The following is an 18,263-nucleotide window of genomic DNA, read 5'->3' as shown; positions in this document are numbered from 1 at the left end:
GAAATAACAATTTGTTTGAATTCGTTATTTTTTTAGTATTCTTTTGTTAAGAAAACAAATAGGCCTGTATTTTTGGCTCTAGAAAAAATTATTGAATAGAAATGACAAATCAAGATCTTCTTGCTATTGCTGCTGAATATGGCAGCCCGGTTTATGTTTATGATGCTGAAAAAATTGAAGCGCAATATAAGCGTCTTACCAGTGCTTTTAGCAGTATTAAAAAACTAAGAATACATTATGCTGTAAAAGCATTGTCTAACATTTCTATTCTTAAATTTGTAGACAAACTAGGAAGTGGTCTGGATACGGTAAGTATACAGGAAGTGCAACTAGGCATTAAAGCAGGTGTTGATCCTTCTAAAATTATCTTTACGCCAAACGGAGTCTCTCTTGAAGAAATTGAAAAAGTTGCAAAACTTGGCGTTCAGATTAATATTGATAATCTTTCGATTTTAGAGCAATTTGGAAGCCGACACCCTAAAACTCCGGTTTGTATTAGGATTAATCCGCATGTAATGGCCGGAGGAAATTCAAAGATTTCAGTAGGGCATATCGATTCTAAGTTTGGAATATCCATTCATCAAATGCCTTTATTAAAGCGTATCGTAGAGAATACCGGAATGACTATTAATGGGATTCATATGCATACCGGGAGTGATATTCTGGATATACAGGTATTTATTCAGGCTTCAGAAATTTTGTTTGATGCCGCGAAAAATTTCAAAAATCTTGAATTTATTGATTTTGGAAGCGGATTTAAAGTGCCTTACAAAGAAGGGGATATAGAGACGGATATTGAAGAATTAGGCGCAAAATTATCTGAAAAATTTAAAGCATTTTGTACTGAATATGGCAAAGAACTTACCCTGGCTTTCGAACCCGGGAAGTACCTCGTTAGTGAATCTGGAAAGTTTTTGGCTAAAGTAAACGTTATAAAACAAACTACTTCTACTGTTTTTGCTGGTATTGACACTGGATTCAATCACCTGATAAGACCAATGTTTTATGGTTCTCATCACGAAATCAATAACATCTCCAACTCTAATGGCAAGCAACGCTTCTACTCTGTTGTTGGCTATATTTGTGAAACCGACACTTTCGCTTCAAACCGCAGGATTACAGAAATTACAGAAGGTGATATTCTTGCATTTAGCAATGCAGGGGCTTACTGCTACTCGATGTCCAGCAACTTTAACTCTAGATTTCGCCCTGCCGAGGTTTTATGGTACAAAGGAGAAGCGCACCTTATTAGAGAACGAGAAACATTTGATGATCTGTTGAGACATCAAATCGCATTAGATTTTACAGAGAAAAAGCAAAAATAGATTTGATCATAGGATATAAAGATCATTACTATTGTAGTAAAGAAGAATAAGGAACAAAAGCATTGAAATTCAGGTATTTTATTTGGTAACTTTTTGTTCCTTATTAACGCTTACAGATGTTCTTCATGTTAAATTAAAAATTATTTAACACCGTTATTTTCTTATGAATTTCTTGGATCCCGCATTATTGCTTCCATTCGAAGCTAATAAGGTTTCACTACATATGCATATTTAATAATTACGTAGAATTAAATTAACATAAACTTAATTTTGTCCTATAATTTTATTATATTCGTAAGACCAAACACTTTAACTTCGTATTATGAATTTTATAGATCAAGAATTACAGTTCTTTATTCTTCAATCTTTAGGATTATTAGCAGTAATTTTTCCGGCATTTTGTATCATGAGTATAATAAGGAATTCTAATTCATTTAAGAAGAAAATGCGGTTGATGTGGACTTTAGTTGTTATCCTTCTTCCTATAGTAGGATCATTTCTTTATCTATCAATCGGAAAAGAACAAGCTTTAAATACAGAAATTCAATCTAATATTTAAAACAAACGATATCGTTTTCGAATCAAGAGTCCTTGCGGGAGTTCTGGTCCTTGATTCAAAAACATTCTTACAATTTTAAAACATCCCAATAGTTGACGGGATCGTGTTATTATAGCCTTTTTGGCGGTACCAATAAAAAACTCTCGCTTCGCAGCGAGAGTTTTTTATTTACTGTAAACTGTATTTTCCTGTTCTGCCACTCTAATAAAAGTGGTTCTTTTGGTAAGCTCTTTTAGTCTGCCCGCACCTACATAGGTACAGGTACTTCGTATACCTCCCAGAATATCCTGTAAGGTATTTTCAACCGGCCCCCGATAGGGTACCTGTACTGTTTTTCCTTCGCTGGCTCGATATTCAGCTACCCCCCCGGCATGCTTGTCCATTGCTGTAGAAGAGCTCATCCCGTAGAAACGTTTAAATTTTTCGCCTTTTACTTCAATAACATCACCTCCACTCTCATCATGACCGGCAAGCATTCCTCCTAACATTACAAAATCCGCACCGGCACCAAATGCTTTTGCAACATCGCCGGGAATGGAACAGCCTCCGTCACTGATTATTTGCCCACCTAAACCATGTGCGGCATCTGCACATTCGATAATTGCAGATAATTGCGGGTATCCCACACCTGTTTTTACACGCGTGGTACAAACCGATCCAGGGCCTATTCCTACCTTAATGATGTCTGCCCCTGCAATTAACAGTTCTTCAACCATTTCTCCCGTTACCACATTACCCGCAATAATTACTTTATCGGGATATTGTTCTCTGGTCTTTTTCACAAACTTCACAAAATGTTCAGAATAACCATTGGCAACATCAATACAAATAAATTTAAGGTCTTCAGACAGGTCAAAAATTTCTTTCAGTTTTTTAGAATCTTCCTTTCCGGTTCCAGTACTTACCGCTATACTGTTTTTAAGTTCTGCTGAAGTTTCATTTAAAAAAGTAGTCCATTCTGCAACAGAATAATGCTTGTGCACCGCGGTAAACAATGTCTTTTCCGCAAGTTTTTTGGCCATTTCAAAAGTTCCTACAGTATCCATATTTGCAGCCATTATTGGCACCCCTGTCCACTTCATATTACTATGCAAAAACGTATATTCTCGTTCCAAGCTAACCTGTGATCTACTTTTTAGCGTAGACCTTTTAGGTCGTATCATTACATCTTTAAACCCAAGTTTTAAATCCTGCTCAATTCTCATTCGTCTTTTAATTTGGTTACCTTCAAAAATAGAAGTTAGTTTTTTATAATTTCAGGTTTAGCATATTAATTTCAATACTTATTTTAAAAATCTTCCAACTTACTGTTATTTACTTCAATCCAGTAACCATCCGGATCCTGAAAGTAAATCTGCAATACGCCATCAGGTCTTGTATTTGTAGTATCCGTAGTTCCATTACTGTTTTCAAAGGCCACATTATTATTACGCAGAAACGCTATAAAATCATCTAATTTAGGGGTGTTAAAGGCCAAATGAACACCTTTATTTTTTTCGGGTTTCTCTTCACTTTCAATTAAATGAATCTGTACATCGTTAGCCGCTTTTATCCATTTAAATTTTTCTCCCAATCCGGCATTATAAATTTCTTTAAATCCTAATATGTCACGATAAAACTGCAGCGAAACTTCCAGATTGGCCACTAATAAGGCATCGTGATCTTTTTTTAAACCAAATTTATTTTGAGTTTCCATAATTTCAAGTTCTTGATAGTGCTATTCCATTCTGTAATGCAAGATAACAGATTTTGATTTTTTATAATTTGAATTCAACTTTAAAATAGTCTTCAATGATTCACTTTATTATAATCCTCTTAAAACAGTTTTTTACTGAAATCAAAAAAAACTAACTTTACCCTAAAAGTTTAAATTTTGAAAAAAATAGAAATATTAAAAAAGAAAGTCCTTTCTAAAGAATGGGCTGTTTTAAACGAATATACCTATAGTTTTAAACGCAATGACGGGACCACCCAAATTCAAAATCGTGAAGTTTACGATAAAGGGGATGGAGCTGCCATCATCCTTTACAACAAACAAACCAATAAGATTATTTTAACAAGACAATTTAGAATTCCTACCTATGTTAATGGCAATAATGATGGTTATATGATCGAAGCCTGTGCCGGCCTTTTAGACGGACTTACCCCTGAGGAGTGCGTAGTGAAAGAAACCGAAGAGGAAACAGGTTACAAAATTGAAACGCCTAAAAGATTGTTTCACTCTTATATGGTAGCTGGTGCGGTGACCGAGATTATTTATTTCTTTATAGCTCCATACAATGAGTCTATGAAGATAACCAAAGGGGGTGGATTAAAAGAGGAAGGTGAAGAAATAGAAGTTTTAGAATTCGATTTTAATGAAGCCTACAATATGATCTTTAACGGACAAATAATCGATGCCAAAACTATTATACTTTTACAGCATATGAAAATTGAAAGAATAATGGAATAATTTTTATCCCCCCCCCTAATTTATAACATCCCTATATTAACATTTTTGATAAATATTTTCCCTAAAATAAATATATATTGCAAGCATTCCGAATATAGCCCTCTCTAATAATTTGTAGTGGTGAGTCCTACCTCACAACTTAACCATCAAACAGGCAAGCTATGCCACGTATGAAAAAACAACGAATATTAGGAACTGTAGCGCTTATATTCTCTTTTATAATCTTCGAATTGGATAAAAGCGGAGATCTTGTATTATTGTCTGGAGCTCTACTTGGTTTGGGAATTAGTTTATTTTTCATCCCACTTTTTAAAAAGGTTTTATAATTTTTCCTTTTACAAATTTAGATTTATTAAATTTCACATCAGATTAACTATACATCTGTAGGTAGTAAACCTTAGCCTAGATAAAACATCTAGGTTGTAAAACTCATACTGATGGGATTGTTAGCGGATATCTTACTAACCAAATAAAAGATACCATGATTACGGGGTATTACCATGAGGAAGAAGAATTTATTAATATTGATTTTCAAGAGACAGTTTTCAATAAAGTCGAATATGAATACTGCACCTTTAAAAACTGCAATTTTAATACTGTAAACTTATCGGCTGTTAGCTTTTTAGAATGCGAATTCTTAAACTGTGACTTTAGCAATGCAATCCTTACCAATACTCAATTTAATCAGGTAAAATTTGAAAGTTGTAAACTTATAGGCTTGCAGTTTGATGCTTGTAATGATTTTTTGCTTTCATTTCAGTTCTTCCAATCTACTTTAGATTTTTCTTCCTTTTACAAGCTTAAATTAAAAAATACTTTTTTTGAAAGTTGTTCTTTAAAAGAAGTGGATTTTAGTGACAGTGATTTTACAGCATCAGTCTTTAGTAATTGCGATTTACAGGGAGCAATTTTCCAAAATACCGTATTACAGAAATGCGATTTTAAGTCGGCTACTAACTTCAATATTCATCCCACAGAAAATCAAATCTCAAAAGCTATTTTTGCTTCGGATAATTTAAACGGACTCTTACAAAGTTTCAATATAAAGATTGAATAATATGATCCACGGAACCCATAACGCCATAGAAGACCCCAAAAATGCGAACATACAAATTATGATTAATGATACATTGTATGACCGCAAGGATGCCAAAATCTCTGTTTTTGATAGTGGCTATTTAGTTGGCGACGGAATTTGGGAAGCTTTTAGATTGCATAAAGGAAGCCTGGCATTTGCAGATATGCATCTAAACCGCCTATGGAGTGCCGCTGCCAGCGTTGGAATGAAGTTTCCCTTTAGCAAAAAAGAATTACTGGAGAAAGTTTGGAGGGTGATAGAAGCTAACCACATGGAGGATCACGTTCATGTTAGGGTAATGATCACCCGTGGGATAAAAAAAACTCCTTCGCAAGATCCGCGATTAACCATTAGCGGACCAAATGTTGTGATTATTGCTGAACATAAAAAAGCAAGCCAGCATAGCAAAGAAAAAGGAATTACATTATTTACCAGTACGATAAGACGCGGGAGCCCAGATTATTTAGATCCGCGGTTAAATTGCCATTCGAAATTACATGAAGTGCAAGCCTTGATACAAGCTATAGAAGCCGGAGCAGATGAAGCTTTAATGCTGGATATTAACGGTTTTGTTAGTACCTGCAATGCTACTAACTTCTTTATAATTCGCGATAATGAAATATGGACTTCTACCGGAGAATACTGTATGAATGGTATTACGCGACAAAATGTAATACAGGTATGTAAAAAACATGGAATTGTTTGCAAACAAAAAAACTTCTCTTTATTTGATGTTTATAGCGCCGATGAAGCTTTTGTGACCGGAACTTTTGGCGGATTAACACCGGTTACCAAAATCGATGGCCGAATTATTGGTCAAGGTAAATATGGTGATTTTACCAAAAAACTGAGTGGCCTTTACGAGCAATTAATCGAAGAAGAGTGTACATAATAAATGATTATGACTAAGCAGAATATCAAAAGAATATGCCTTTGGTCCTGCCCTAGAAATATATCTACGGCTACCATGTATTCTTTTGCACAACGTAGCGACACCAAGGTTTTCGATGAACCCCTTTACGGCTATTATCTAAAAGAAACCAGTGCCGCCACCTATCATCCAGGAGCTAAAGAAATTATGGATAGTATGGAATGTGACGGAGAAAAAGTTATTGAAATGATGCTAAATACTAGCGATAAACCCGTACTGTTTTTTAAAAATATGACCCATCATTTACTCCATCTGGATACTTCATTTTTAAAAGAAGTAACTAATGTTTTACTTACCCGCGATCCCAGAGATATGATTCCGTCTTTTCATCAGGTAATTAAAAATCCGACAATGCAGGATGTCGGGTATCTGGCGCATACCCAGATTCTAAAAAAATTAGATCAATTAAAAGCTAAAACCATTGTTTTGGATGCTACCGAAACTTTAAAAAATCCTGAAGCTAAACTTAAAAAGTTATGTGATTTTATAGGAATACCTTTTGAAAAAAATATGCTGAATTGGCAAGCTGGCCCAATTCCTGAAGATGGTGTTTGGGCAGAACACTGGTATAGTAATGTGCATAACTCAAACGGTTTTAATAAATATCAACCTAAAGAAAAAGAAATTCCAAATCAATTAAAACCACTTTTAAGAGATTGCATACCGCATTACGAAATTTTAAAGCAACGTTCCATTTAGATCGTCTTATTAATATTATCTTTGGAATAAGCGCCTTAACCTAAAAAACATGCAGGAACGACTGGACATCATCAACATTTTTAGATTCAATAAAAAACAAATTGATGATTATGATAAAAAAATAAAAAGACTAAAAATATGGTCCTACTTTATCATTTTTTATTGCGTGCTTGCCTGGTCGCTCATCCTTTTCACCATTGTAATGAATTTAGTTTCTAATTCTACTCTTTTTGTATGGAAGGAAGCGGGCGTATTGGTAATGATGGCAATAGTAGCGCTTACATTTTACTCAAAGATCTTAAGCCAGATCCAGTTGATTAAACATGAAAAATTTCTATTGAAAAAGCTTAAAATCAGCTCAGCATATAACGAAGATTTTGAAAAGCTGGTTAAAAGAGCTAATCTCAGGTTTTATCCTGAAACTCCATTGGCTATTCTGGGCAGTATTGTATTTATTTCTGCGATCATAATCACCGCATTTAAAAATATGACGTATAGTACTATGATTTGGGAATATGCAAAAATCATAATTGTACTGTTTTTTGTAATCGAAGTTATTAGTGTTTTTAAACTGCAACGCGGATTAAAAGAAAATATTAGCAACGCTGAAGCTTCAGCTTCAAAAACCTCGGGATACGCCAATGAGCTATAAAATCTAATATTTTTTAAACTTTCCAGGTATTCATCAACTATCAGTATAGCACTATTAACCACATTCGTTGATACCCATAATTAGTAAAGCTTGACAATAAGAAATTTATAGCACCAAATTAATCCCTGGCATTAAAATTGAAATAGCTATAATGAATTGCAATTTGCAATTCGCAAATTAAAAAAGATAAATTTATTGTTTACAAAGGCCGGTTTAACATCAAATAGCAGTTAGCTGTTAAGATCATGTAAAATTAGCAAGTCTTAACAAAATATGTTTTGCAGGCCAATGATTAAATGATAGGTTTACAGGATATTAATTATAGAAAAAACGAAAAGATTTATGTTTAAGTCAAAGAAAATTGCAGGTCTATTATTTGTTTTCACCCTTATTATGGGGTCCGCTGCAATGGCTCAAAACCCCACTATGCCACAGCAGCAAACAGTAGATATAGATGTAAGTGATGCTGAACTTTCTAAATTTGCCAAAGCATATCAGGGATTAAGAATGATGAACCAGCAGGTAAATCAAAAGATGATGAAGACCGTACAAGATGGTGGATTAGAAGTTCAACGATTTAATGAAATACATCAGGCTAGCCAGGATCCTAATAAAGAAGTAGAAGCTACTGAAGAAGAGCTTAAAAAGCATAAAGCTATTCTTGCTGAGATTGAAGGTATGCAAGGTGATTTTCAGAAAAAAATGGAAACTACAATTAAGGATCAGGGATTAACAGTAGAGCGTTATCAAAAATTAGTGGCGGCCTTACAATCTGACCAGGAATTACAAACTCGTTTGCAAAAAATGATGCAACAGGGTCAGGGATAATTTCCTTTAAAATTATATAATTTAAAGCAGCAATTTGGATTTGCTGCTTTTTTTATGGGCTATTTTAAAGTTTAAATTGAATTTTAAACGCAATTTAACAGCGTCTGTTTTCAACCAAAGGCTGCTTTATGTAAATTCACATAAAATTAAATTGTGAAGTCACAAATTACGAAGGTCACATATTCGCTATTCTTTTTATGCTGTATCTTTTATAGTATTTGTGAAGCCCAGGACATGAAGCAAAAAGACAGTCTAAAATTAACCAATAAGCAGGTTCCCGATGAGATATGGAGAGAAGCTTACATCGCTTTATCTCATTACCCCGAATTGAAGGATACCCCAATAACATTTAAATTCAAAAAAAATATCAAGAAGTCCTTTATGCAGGCGCAACCCAGTTTTTCGGGTATTTTCAAAAATCGCAAAAAGAGGGCTTATTTTATTTTCATAAACGAAGAAATAAAAATAGAAGATGAAGTTTTTACCGTAACCTCTGCTCCATCTGAAGTAATTATTGGTTGGATTGGCCATGAGCTAGGTCACGTGATGGATTATAGAAATCGAAGTGGGATCAACCTTTTTTGGTTTGGGGTGAGATACCTTACTTCACATAATTATATTAGAGAGGCTGAACGGGCGGCTGATACCTATGCCGTAAATCATGGTCTTGGAGATTATATCATCGCTACTAAAGATTTTATATTAAACCAGTCTAATCTTTCTGAGAATTACAAAAACAGAATAAAAAAGCTCTACTTATCTCAGGAAGAAATCGTAGAGCTTGTAGATGATCTGGAAGAATTACGAGAAGAATCTAAGGAAAAAGATTCGTACTAATATTTGTTTGTTTTAAGCTCTTTTTTAACAAAGGCTTCAAATTCAGCGAATTTTTCTTCGTTCATTACTTTTTCCATTTTTACCTGTCCGCCTTTCTTTTTATTGGCACCACTCCATTCAGGAAAAATTGCTGCTGGCACTTTGGTTACCTTTACCCCTTTTAAAGCTTTACTTCTTGCTACGTCGTAATTCTTATTTGCATTCTTAAGACTTTCGTCCAAAGCTTCCGCTAATTCATCCTCACTGGTTTCAGTGTCTGTTCCTAAGTACCAGGAATGATAAAACTCTCCATCTTCAAAACGCTTGGCAGCAATCGTAAATTCAGGGATTTTAATGTCAAATTTTTCTTCAAGTTCCTGTACGGCATCATTCATTTTATTTACAGAAAGTTGGGATCCTACAACATTCAGGAAAAACTTTGTTCTGCCGGTGATTCTAATTTCGTGCTTTTCTTTATTGGTAAATTTTATGGTATCCCCAATAATATAACGCCAGGTACCAGACACTGTACTAATAAGGAGTACATAGTCTTTTTCTTCCTCAACATCACTTAAAGGGACTACCGGAGCATCTTCTGTTAAGGAACCATCCTGATTTATATACTCTGGTTCAAAAGGCACAAATTCAAAATAAATACCGTTATCCAGTATCAATTTCATGCTATGGGTATCAGGACGATCCTGTATGGCCAAAAATCCTTCTGAAGCCAGGTAAGTATCTATTACCGTAACGGGCTTTCCCAGTAATGCATTAAAGCTTTTCTCGTAAGGTTCAAACGCTACTCCTCCACTCGCATAAACTTGTAAATTTGGCCATACCTCATGAATATGCTTTACGTTATGATATTCGATAACTTTTTTAAGCATAAGCTCCATCCATGAAGGAATACCGCTTAACGCTCCTATATCCCAATTTTTAGCGTTTTCAGCTATTCGTGTTACTCGCTCATCCCAATCTTCTATCTGAGCAATTTCTTCTCCAGGTTTATAATAACTGCGAAACCAATACGGAATATTACTGGCACTAATTCCGCTTATTTCACCTTCTTCATGGTCTCCTTCGTGATGCAGATCCGTAGAACTTCCCAACATCATAATTTCTTTTTCAAAAAATTCGGGTTCCAAATCAAAATTCGATAAAGCGCCCACCTGTTTTATACCAGCATTCCGGATACTTTCTATCATTTCTTTGGTAACAGGTATTTTTTTGCTCGATTTACCGGTAGTACCAGAACTTAATGCAAAATAATGTGGTTTTCCCGGCCAGGTAATATCCTCAGCTCCTTCCTGAATTTGACTCCACCAACGTTCATTTAATTTGTTATAATCAAAATAAGGAACATCTTTAGCAAAAGCAGATTCTATATTTTCAGCTTTAAGTATTTCATTAAATTTATAAAATTTACCAAAGGCAGTATCCTTAGCTTTCTCCAATAGGTTTTTAAGCACTTCGCGTTGTGCTTTTACTGCATCAGGTTCAGAAACTATCGTGCCTCTTAAATCAATCAAACTCTTAATTAATGATCCTCTTATCGCCATTTCTTTGGTTGTTTTTATTTTATTTTGAAGATAATTAAAACTGAAATCAGGAAGATCCATTTTTCTTTCATTTATAAATTATTTAACGCTGAAATACAAAAAATTGTGACTATGTATCTTCCGATAGTTTAGTAACTTATAAATATTCAATACAAAGTTTTTTACTTCCTTTTTTTCCTTGTTTCGCTATTGGTATAAAAGCCGTAAAAATCCGCTATTTTCTACCTAGATTTTACAGGTTCATAGGAAAGCTAAATACAGCTTTATTTTATTATAAAACCTTATTCTCTTTCGAAGGAATTTAAAATAATTGACATCTCTCGATATGGGGCAAACTTCTCGCCAGAATCAGAAAGTTCTTTTAATTTCAAGCTTTACCTATTTAGCCCAGTAATTACCAGGATCAAAGAACTAAATCCTCATTGGGTTTGTTGAATATAGAAGTTAAAGAACTATTAAGAAATTTATTTTTCATTTTACCTTTTGTTGACATTCATGACTAGGGGATTTTTCAATTTTCATACTCCTAATAATAAACAACCTCAGACAAAACCACGAGGTATTTATTTGGATATTATTTTTTACTTCAAGGCAAGCCTTGAAGATTAAATCTCGATTATCGAGTAAACAAGGAAATTGAAAATGCAGGACATTACTCCTAGAGAATTAAAATGTATTAGATATCTAACCAACGAGATGTCTAAAGAAGACCGATCGGTGTTTGAAATTGAGCTTAGCATTGATAACGAACTAAAAGCATTATATCTTGAATATTTAAATATTTGGAAGGCATATCCTGCCAATGATCTGGAACTGCATCACGAAATGATACAGCAAAAAATTGAAGGTAAAATAAAACAAAAACCATCTTCAAAAAATCTTTACACTTATGCAGCTGTTCTTCTCATAGTACTTCTTTCTGGATTCAGTATTTTCTTTTTTTCAGGCGAATCCAACTATACCAATATTAAAATTGCCGAAGCTGGACAGCGACTACGGTTTAAACTACCAGACAGCAGTAAAGTTGTTTTAAACTCGGGTTCAAAATTAAAATACACTCAAATTTTTGATAACCCCAGAGAAGTTTGGTTGGAAGGAGAAGGCTTTTTTGAGGTAACCAAAGATGCTGAACGTCCTTTTATTGTTCACACCAGCGATATGAAGATAAAAGTGCTGGGAACCAGTTTTGGTATTAATACATTTTCCAAAAAGCAAACCGTGTCTTTAGCTACCGGAAAGGTAAATGTAGTTTTAAAAGCTTCTAATGATGAAGTAAATCTGCTTCCTAACGAGCAGTTAACCTACAGTGCCACAACACACGAAATAACGAAGCTGAATTTTAATCCTGAAAAGGCAATGGCCTGGAAAGAAAACATTCTTCTATTGGATAATCTTTCGCTAAAAAATGCCCTACCAAAGATCAATGACTTTTTTGGAGTGCAATTTTCAATTATAGATAAAACCCTCGAAAATCAAAGAATAACAGGAGCTTTTAAAGATCAAAACATTGAAGAGTTTATAAGTTCTATGGAGTTTATCACCAATGTAAAGGTGATCACAAAGAAACCTCATCATTACCTAATAATAGCTTCAAATGAAAATTAAAAAGTCACTACCCCTTCCCAATAGCAACCCTAATGCGCTTAAGGAAGATTTGGATTTGTTTCAACAGATATCCCAGGGCCAATATGCTGCTTTAGAGTTATTATTTAATAAATATTATAATGCTCTTTGCCGCTTTGGTCTAAGCTATCAAAAAGATATCAATATTATCGAAGAAAAAGTTTCTGATGTTTTTATCCTTTTATGGAACAAACGAAAAGAATTAAATCAAATAGAAAAACCAAAATCTTACATCTATGTAATCGCAAAAAACAGCCTTAAAAAACCTGCAAAATCGCATTTAATCTTTTCAATAGATACTCAACAACAACGCAATATACTTTTCTCCCCAAGTACTGAAGACGAGATTATAGATAAGGAACAAAAAGAAATCAATGCTCAGATTATTCAGTCTATTCTAAACTCAATTCCTAAAAAATCAAGACAAATTTTTGAATTAAGTAGAATTGACGGTTTTAAGTATCATGAGATTTCAGAAATAATGGATATATCTCCCCGTACCGTAGAAAATCATATTGCTCTTGCAATGAAATACATTAGCAAAGGGCTAAAACAATTTCATTGAACCAATCACTAATCAAGATAAATAACGCTTTAATCAAAAAAATGAAACGCAAAATTTTACTCCTCGCTCTTGCTACATTTCCGCTGGTTACTCCTGTAAAGGCTGGTGAAAATGAACAAAATAAGGCTAGCAGCTCCAAGGTTTTAACTAGCATAAACCTTAACCTTAAAAAGGTTAGTGTAGAAAAAGTCTTTAAAATTATCGAATCTCAGGCCCAGAAAAAATTTATTTATCGATCTGATCAAGCCTATTTAAAAAGAAACATCAGCATAAATATTAATAACGCGAATCTTGAGGAAACTTTAGCAGAATTAGAGCGACTTACTGCGTTGCAATTCAGAATCTCTGACGATAGCATCCTGGTAAAAGAAACAGCTGCAAATAATCAGCAAGAGCGCGAAATCAAAGGCATTATTAAAGATTACAATAACATGCCCATACCCGGTGCCAGTGTTTTTGTAAAAGGTACCAATATTGGAACCGCAACCGATTTTGATGGGAACTTCAGCTTAACTATTCCTGCAAATGCGCAAACCTTAAGTATTACTTTTGTGGGCTATCAAAGAGCAGATGTCCCTATTACAGATCAGTCTGAATTCAATATTACGCTACAGGAAGATACCAATACGCTAGATGAAATCGTGGTAGTTGGTTATGGTACAGAGAAAAGAGAAAACATTACCGCTTCGATCTCATCAGTAGCTCCTGAAGACATCCAATCTTTACCAAAAGCAAATGTCACCGAAATGTTACAGGGCAGAATGCCGGGGGTACAGGTGATGAGTGATAATCGTCCCGGAGGGGGCACTTCTCTTAGGGTTAGGGGTTTTAGTACTATAAACAACAATGATCCTTTGGTAATTATTGATGGCGTACCTACTGCAAATGGCTTAAGTAGTATCAACCCCCAAGACATCGAAAGCTTACAGGTTTTGAAAGACGCAGCCTCTTCGTCGATTTATGGATCACGTGCAGCAAACGGTGTGGTTGTGATTACTACAAAAAAAGGGCTTAATAAAGATTCTTTTTCGGTAAGTATGGATGGTTATGCCGGTATCCAGTCGGCATTTAACTTACCGAGAATGCTAAATGCGCAACAATACGGTGATTTATTATGGCAGGCTTATCGAAATGACGGCCAAACCCCGGCACATGATATTTATGGTAACAATCCTAACCAGCCTGAAATACCAACCTGGCTAAACAACGAACAAACCATACCCAGCAGTGATGTAGATTGGGTAAACGAGATTATGCGTCCGGCATTAATTCAAAACTATAATATTTCGATCCAAAAAGGCTCTGAAAAAGGGCAACACTCCTTTTCCCTTGGCTATTACGATCAGGAAGGAGTTATCGAATATACCGATTTTGCAAGATATTCAGCCAGATTTAATTCCAGTTATAATATTACCGACTGGCTAACTATTGGAGAAAATTTCTCTGGTTCCTATACTAAAGAAGTTGCTGTGGGTACTAATAGCGCTTTGGGCAGTATAGTTTATAATGCTTTTCAGTTTCCTTCCATCGTCCCCGTAAAAGATATTAATGGAAAATTTGCCGGAAATCCTATAAACGATATTAGCAATCCACTAGGAAGCCTGTACAGAAGTAAAGATAATGATCAAAAAAATGTTCGGGCTTTTGGTAATGCTTTTGCCAGTCTTAATTTTGGGGATTTTGAATTTAAATCTTCTTTTGGTCTTGATTATAATAATTTCAACTACAGGAATTTTAGTCCGGTTTATAATGAAATCATTGCCCAAAATACCATTAATAACTTAAGTACACAGAATAGTTATAATTACCAGTTCACTTTTACGAACACCGTAAATTATGCTAGATCTTTTGATGATCATAACCTGGATATTTTAGTAGGCCAGGAAGCTATCGAATACTACCAGGAAGCTTTTGCAGGATCACGCCAAAACTTCCTTTATGAAGATCCTAATTTTAGATACTTAAGTTTTGGCACAGAAAACCAGCTAAATAATGGTGACGCGAGAGAATGGAAATTAAACTCTTATTTTGGCCGTGTTAAGTATAATTTCGATGAAAAATATTTACTAACCGCTACAGTAAGACGTGATGGGACTTCAAGGCTAGCCAATAATAATTGGGGAACGTTTCCGGCATTTTCTGCCGGATGGCGCTTAGATAAAGAAGACTTTTTTGATCTTGGTAATGGCTTAACAAGTATGATGCTTAGGGCCAGCTGGGGACAAACAGGGAACCAGCAAGTACCATCCTACTCTACAGTAGATAGTTATAGCAATAACACTAATTATAGTGACTACGCGATTGGAGGCGGACAAAATTCAGTTTCTACCGGTTTAACACAAACACGGGTACCTAACCCTAACTTACAATGGGAAACCACTACACAAACTTCAGTGGGTGTTGATCTTGGCTTCTTTAATAATAAACTGAATGTCACTGCTGAAGTTTATAACAAAGTGACCGAAGATATTCTTGTTTACAACGCGGTACCGCTTACCTATGGAGGGACCAATGATGGCCAGTGGATCAATGATGGCAAAATGGAAAACAAAGGTTACGAACTTAATATTGAATATAGTGATCGAAAGGGAGATTTTAGCTATAATTTTGGTTTAAACCTTTCTGGATATAAAAACGAATTAACCGAATTACATAGTGTTGCTTATTTAGGAATTCCAAGCTCATCTCTACACAATGTAAATTTTGATCAGGAAGTCTCCAGAAGTACCGTTGGTGAACCTATAGCTTCTTTCTTTGGCTACAAAGCCGATGGTTTATTTAGAAGTCAGCAGGAAGTAGAGGCTTATGGTCTCCAACCAAATGCTCAACCGGGTGATATTCGATTTAGGGACATCAACAACGATGGTGTGATTAACGATGAAGATCGTACCTATATAGGATCACCTCATCCCGATCTTGTTTTAGGTTTAAATGTAAAACTAAATTACAAAAACTTCGATCTGGGGATGTTCTTTAATGGTAGCTTTGGTAATGATATCTATAATCTTACCAAGTATAAAACACAATTCTTTAACCAGTCAGCCTACAACAAAGATTCTTCTTTGCTAGGAGCCTGGACACCAGAAAATCCAAATTCAGACATTGCAAGATTAAGCTTAGATGATGCTAACAACAATATACGGCCATCTTCCTATTATGTAGAAAATGGTTCTTATTTAAAACTAAACAATCTACAATTAGGCTTTACCTTACCTGAATATGTGTTAAGCGCTGCGAATTTAAGATTGTACGTACAGGCAAGTAATGTTTTTACAATCACCGACTATAGTGGAATGACCCCGGAAATCGGACTTCAAAATTACTCGAGTAGCAGCCGTAACCTGGATATTGGGGTAGACCGCGGAATCTATCCACCCTCAAGAACATTCGTATTCGGATTTAACCTAAACTTTTAAAAAGCACAAAAAATGAAAATTAATTCTAGAATTTTAAAACTCGTGCTTGTCTTTATTGGTATAAGCACCCTATCCTGCTCTGACGATTATTTGGATGAAGTAACTTATGGGGAAGTTGCCCCTGATGAAATGACCAATCCCGACAATGTGGAGCGAGCTATAATTTCAGCCTACAGCGTCCTAAACGGACAATTTGATGGTGCTTCAAATGCTTATAACTCCCCGGCTTCAAATTGGAGCTTTGGTGATGTTATTTCGGACGATGCTTATAAAGGTGGTGGAGGTACTGGTGACCAAAACAATATTCATCAGATGGAAATTTTCAATACCAATCCTACCACACTGGATATCGAACGTAAATGGATGGCATTATATGAAGGTGTAAAAAGAGTGAACGAGGCCATGCGGCTTTTAGCGGCTTCAGAAGATTTTGATGAAAACCTAAGAATTCAACGTGAAGCTGAATTACGATTCTTGCGAGGACATTATTATTTTGAACTAAAAAAAATCTACAATCATATTCCCTATATTGATGAGACGGCAGCAGAAGTAAAAGATTATGCAAAATCAAATACCGAATTTACTTCTGAAGAATTATGGAATAAAATTGAAGCCGACTTTGAAGCTGCAGGTAAAGTTTTACCTGAAACTCAAACTGAAGTAGGAAGGCCTACCAATATTGCTGCTCAGGCTTATTTAGCAAAAACCTATTTGTTTCAAGGCGAATGGCAATTAGCTTACGATGCTACCACCGCTGTTATGAATAGTAATTATGGACTGATGGACGATTTTCAGGAATTATTCTTACCTGAAAATGATAACAATAAAGAAGTAATTTTTGCAGTTCAACAGAGTATTAATGATGGGCAGCCAAGCAATTATAACGGAAGTATAGGTGATCGTCTATTAGCTCCGGGAGGACCGTTTTATGCGCAGTACGGATTTCACAGACCGTCACAAAACCTGGTTAATGCTTTTAAAGTTACTGCTGAAGGTTTACCCGCAAACAGTAACGAAAATTTAACCGATACCGATCCTGTGGATCCGAGGATAGATATTACAATTGGTAGACCGGATATACCTTATAAGGATCTTGATATTCTTTACCAGGCAGATTGGGCCAGAGATCTGGCCACCTATGGAGCATTTGGGCCTAAAAAAAGAATTGTTTCTGCCAACTCTCCTTATCACTTAGAAGTTTGGCCTTATGTTAGTGCGCTAAACTATTACATCATTAGGTTTGGAGAAGTTATTCTTTGGCGAGCTGAAGCCGCAGTAGAATTAGGAAAGCTCGAAGAAGCACGCCAATTGATAAATCAAATACGGGAAAGAGCTAAAAACTCAGCTTACGTAAAAACCTTAGACGGTTCTAATGATGCTGCGAATTACGAAATTGAACTTTATAAGACACCATGGACCGATAAAAGTGTAGCCAGAGATGCGGTACGAACAGAGTCCAGATTAGAACTAGCTTTAGAAGGTCATCGATTTTTTAATCTTGTTCGCTGGGGCATTGCCGATAAAGTAATTAGCGATTACCTTGAGGTAGAAAAAACCCGAAGAACACATTTATCCAATGCCAGTTTTACATCAGATAAAAATGAATATATGCCAATACCACAAGCGTATATCGATGGTATTGAAGAGGGTTTAGTTACCCAGAATAAAGGGTATTAGTTTGATTTATTTTTGATTTGAACAGGGGTTTTTAACAGGCCCCTGTTTTTATTTTATATTCATCGAATCTTATTGTAGAATTA

At 35.2% G+C, this 18,263-nt stretch carries 17 protein-coding genes; 14 read left to right on the top strand and 3 right to left on the bottom strand.

What is annotated here, in order from left to right; translation table 11 throughout:
• Positions 1–101 precede the first annotated feature (101 nt).
• Together lysA and AC13DP_RS19830 are read left to right on the top strand one after the other, a co-directional pair.
• The gene (lysA, locus tag AC13DP_RS19835; RefSeq protein ID WP_483068342.1) at positions 102–1,325 is read left to right on the top strand and encodes a diaminopimelate decarboxylase; all 1,224 of its coding nucleotides are present in this window, start codon (positions 102–104) and stop codon (positions 1,323–1,325) included.
• 322 nt (positions 1,326–1,647) lie between these two features.
• Complete coding sequence (locus tag AC13DP_RS19830) at positions 1,648–1,884, top strand: PLD nuclease N-terminal domain-containing protein (RefSeq protein WP_483068341.1); 237 nt, start codon at positions 1,648–1,650, stop codon at positions 1,882–1,884.
• Positions 1,885–2,048: 164 nt separating this feature from the next.
• Here AC13DP_RS19830 and AC13DP_RS19825 read toward each other — a convergent pair whose 3' ends face one another.
• Positions 2,049–3,089, bottom strand: a complete 1,041-nt coding sequence (locus AC13DP_RS19825) for a GMP reductase (protein WP_483068340.1) — start codon at positions 3,087–3,089, stop codon at positions 2,049–2,051.
• 83 nt (positions 3,090–3,172) lie between these two features.
• Positions 3,173–3,580: a VOC family protein gene (locus AC13DP_RS19820; protein ID WP_013071119.1), complete on the bottom strand. Its 408-nt coding sequence runs from the start codon at positions 3,578–3,580 to the stop codon at positions 3,173–3,175.
• 177 nt (positions 3,581–3,757) lie between these two features.
• Between AC13DP_RS19820 and AC13DP_RS19815 the strand changes: the two genes are divergently transcribed.
• From AC13DP_RS19815 to AC13DP_RS19780, 8 genes are all read left to right on the top strand, one after another.
• Positions 3,758–4,336 (top strand): NUDIX domain-containing protein, encoded by a 579-nt coding sequence (locus tag AC13DP_RS19815; protein WP_483068339.1) that lies wholly within the window; start codon positions 3,758–3,760, stop codon positions 4,334–4,336.
• A 161-nt stretch (positions 4,337–4,497) separates the two neighbouring features.
• On the top strand, positions 4,498–4,662 hold the full coding sequence (locus AC13DP_RS19810; RefSeq protein WP_187288267.1) for a hypothetical protein: 165 nt from the start codon (positions 4,498–4,500) through the stop codon (positions 4,660–4,662).
• Between the two features lie 155 nt (positions 4,663–4,817).
• Positions 4,818–5,393 carry a pentapeptide repeat-containing protein gene (locus AC13DP_RS19805; RefSeq protein WP_013071116.1) on the top strand — a complete coding sequence of 192 codons (576 nt, stop codon included), beginning with the start codon at positions 4,818–4,820 and terminating at the stop codon, positions 5,391–5,393.
• Between the two features lies 1 nt (position 5,394).
• The gene (locus tag AC13DP_RS19800) at positions 5,395–6,306 is read left to right on the top strand and encodes an aminotransferase class IV (RefSeq protein ID WP_483068338.1); all 912 of its coding nucleotides are present in this window, start codon (positions 5,395–5,397) and stop codon (positions 6,304–6,306) included.
• A 9-nt stretch (positions 6,307–6,315) separates the two neighbouring features.
• Entirely contained in the window at positions 6,316–7,044 is a 729-nt protein-coding gene (locus AC13DP_RS19795; protein WP_272958100.1) for a sulfotransferase-like domain-containing protein, read from the top strand.
• Positions 7,045–7,093: 49 nt separating this feature from the next.
• Positions 7,094–7,696 carry a hypothetical protein gene (locus tag AC13DP_RS19790; protein ID WP_347406811.1) on the top strand — a complete coding sequence of 201 codons (603 nt, stop codon included), beginning with the start codon at positions 7,094–7,096 and terminating at the stop codon, positions 7,694–7,696.
• A 342-nt stretch (positions 7,697–8,038) separates the two neighbouring features.
• Positions 8,039–8,524 carry a DUF4168 domain-containing protein gene (locus tag AC13DP_RS19785; protein WP_013071112.1) on the top strand — a complete coding sequence of 162 codons (486 nt, stop codon included), beginning with the start codon at positions 8,039–8,041 and terminating at the stop codon, positions 8,522–8,524.
• Between the two features lie 234 nt (positions 8,525–8,758).
• On the top strand, positions 8,759–9,361 hold the full coding sequence (locus AC13DP_RS19780; protein ID WP_013071111.1) for a hypothetical protein: 603 nt from the start codon (positions 8,759–8,761) through the stop codon (positions 9,359–9,361).
• Here AC13DP_RS19780 and AC13DP_RS19775 read toward each other — a convergent pair.
• Complete coding sequence (locus AC13DP_RS19775) at positions 9,358–10,899, bottom strand: GH3 family acyl-acid amido synthetase (RefSeq protein WP_483068378.1); 1,542 nt, start codon at positions 10,897–10,899, stop codon at positions 9,358–9,360. The genes AC13DP_RS19780 and AC13DP_RS19775 overlap by 4 nt on opposite strands.
• Positions 10,900–11,541: 642 nt before the next feature.
• Here AC13DP_RS19775 and AC13DP_RS19770 point away from each other — a divergent pair.
• Genes AC13DP_RS19770 through AC13DP_RS19755 form a run of 4 tightly spaced genes read left to right on the top strand, consistent with a single transcriptional unit; the run spans position 11,542 to position 18,180 of the window.
• A complete protein-coding gene (locus tag AC13DP_RS19770) occupies positions 11,542–12,504 on the top strand; it encodes a FecR family protein (protein WP_483068337.1) in 963 nt (320 codons plus the stop codon).
• Positions 12,494–13,087 (top strand): RNA polymerase sigma factor, encoded by a 594-nt coding sequence (locus AC13DP_RS19765; RefSeq protein WP_013071108.1) that lies wholly within the window; start codon positions 12,494–12,496, stop codon positions 13,085–13,087. The genes AC13DP_RS19770 and AC13DP_RS19765 overlap by 11 nt, the downstream gene beginning before the upstream one ends.
• 41 nt (positions 13,088–13,128) lie before the next feature.
• The gene (locus tag AC13DP_RS19760; protein WP_483068336.1) at positions 13,129–16,503 is read left to right on the top strand and encodes a SusC/RagA family TonB-linked outer membrane protein; all 3,375 of its coding nucleotides are present in this window, start codon (positions 13,129–13,131) and stop codon (positions 16,501–16,503) included.
• Between the two features lie 12 nt (positions 16,504–16,515).
• Positions 16,516–18,180 (top strand): RagB/SusD family nutrient uptake outer membrane protein, encoded by a 1,665-nt coding sequence (locus AC13DP_RS19755; protein ID WP_483068335.1) that lies wholly within the window; start codon positions 16,516–16,518, stop codon positions 18,178–18,180.
• The last annotated feature ends 83 nt before the right edge of the window (positions 18,181–18,263 follow it).

The organism is Zunongwangia sp. L-65, assembly GCF_056859415.1.
Note: the sequence above shows the minus strand (reverse complement) of the source record. Positions and strands in the feature narration are given on the sequence as shown.

Coding starts and splice junctions, on each gene's coding strand:
- AC13DP_RS19800 (WP_483068338.1), top strand. CDS start 5,395: ATGATCCACGGAACCCATAACGCCATAGAAGACCCCAAAAATGCGAAC.
- AC13DP_RS19780 (WP_013071111.1), top strand. CDS start 8,759: ATGAAGCAAAAAGACAGTCTAAAATTAACCAATAAGCAGGTTCCCGAT.
- AC13DP_RS19775 (WP_483068378.1), bottom strand. CDS start 10,899: ATGGCGATAAGAGGATCATTAATTAAGAGTTTGATTGATTTAAGAGGC.
- AC13DP_RS19785 (WP_013071112.1), top strand. CDS start 8,039: ATGTTTAAGTCAAAGAAAATTGCAGGTCTATTATTTGTTTTCACCCTT.
- AC13DP_RS19790 (WP_347406811.1), top strand. CDS start 7,094: ATGCAGGAACGACTGGACATCATCAACATTTTTAGATTCAATAAAAAA.
- AC13DP_RS19760 (WP_483068336.1), top strand. CDS start 13,129: ATGAAACGCAAAATTTTACTCCTCGCTCTTGCTACATTTCCGCTGGTT.
- AC13DP_RS19805 (WP_013071116.1), top strand. CDS start 4,818: ATGATTACGGGGTATTACCATGAGGAAGAAGAATTTATTAATATTGAT.
- AC13DP_RS19820 (WP_013071119.1), bottom strand. CDS start 3,580: ATGGAAACTCAAAATAAATTTGGTTTAAAAAAAGATCACGATGCCTTA.
- AC13DP_RS19795 (WP_272958100.1), top strand. CDS start 6,316: ATGACTAAGCAGAATATCAAAAGAATATGCCTTTGGTCCTGCCCTAGA.
- AC13DP_RS19765 (WP_013071108.1), top strand. CDS start 12,494: ATGAAAATTAAAAAGTCACTACCCCTTCCCAATAGCAACCCTAATGCG.
- AC13DP_RS19830 (WP_483068341.1), top strand. CDS start 1,648: ATGAATTTTATAGATCAAGAATTACAGTTCTTTATTCTTCAATCTTTA.
- AC13DP_RS19770 (WP_483068337.1), top strand. CDS start 11,542: ATGCAGGACATTACTCCTAGAGAATTAAAATGTATTAGATATCTAACC.
- AC13DP_RS19825 (WP_483068340.1), bottom strand. CDS start 3,089: ATGAGAATTGAGCAGGATTTAAAACTTGGGTTTAAAGATGTAATGATA.
- AC13DP_RS19755 (WP_483068335.1), top strand. CDS start 16,516: ATGAAAATTAATTCTAGAATTTTAAAACTCGTGCTTGTCTTTATTGGT.
- lysA (WP_483068342.1), top strand. CDS start 102: ATGACAAATCAAGATCTTCTTGCTATTGCTGCTGAATATGGCAGCCCG.
- AC13DP_RS19810 (WP_187288267.1), top strand. CDS start 4,498: ATGCCACGTATGAAAAAACAACGAATATTAGGAACTGTAGCGCTTATA.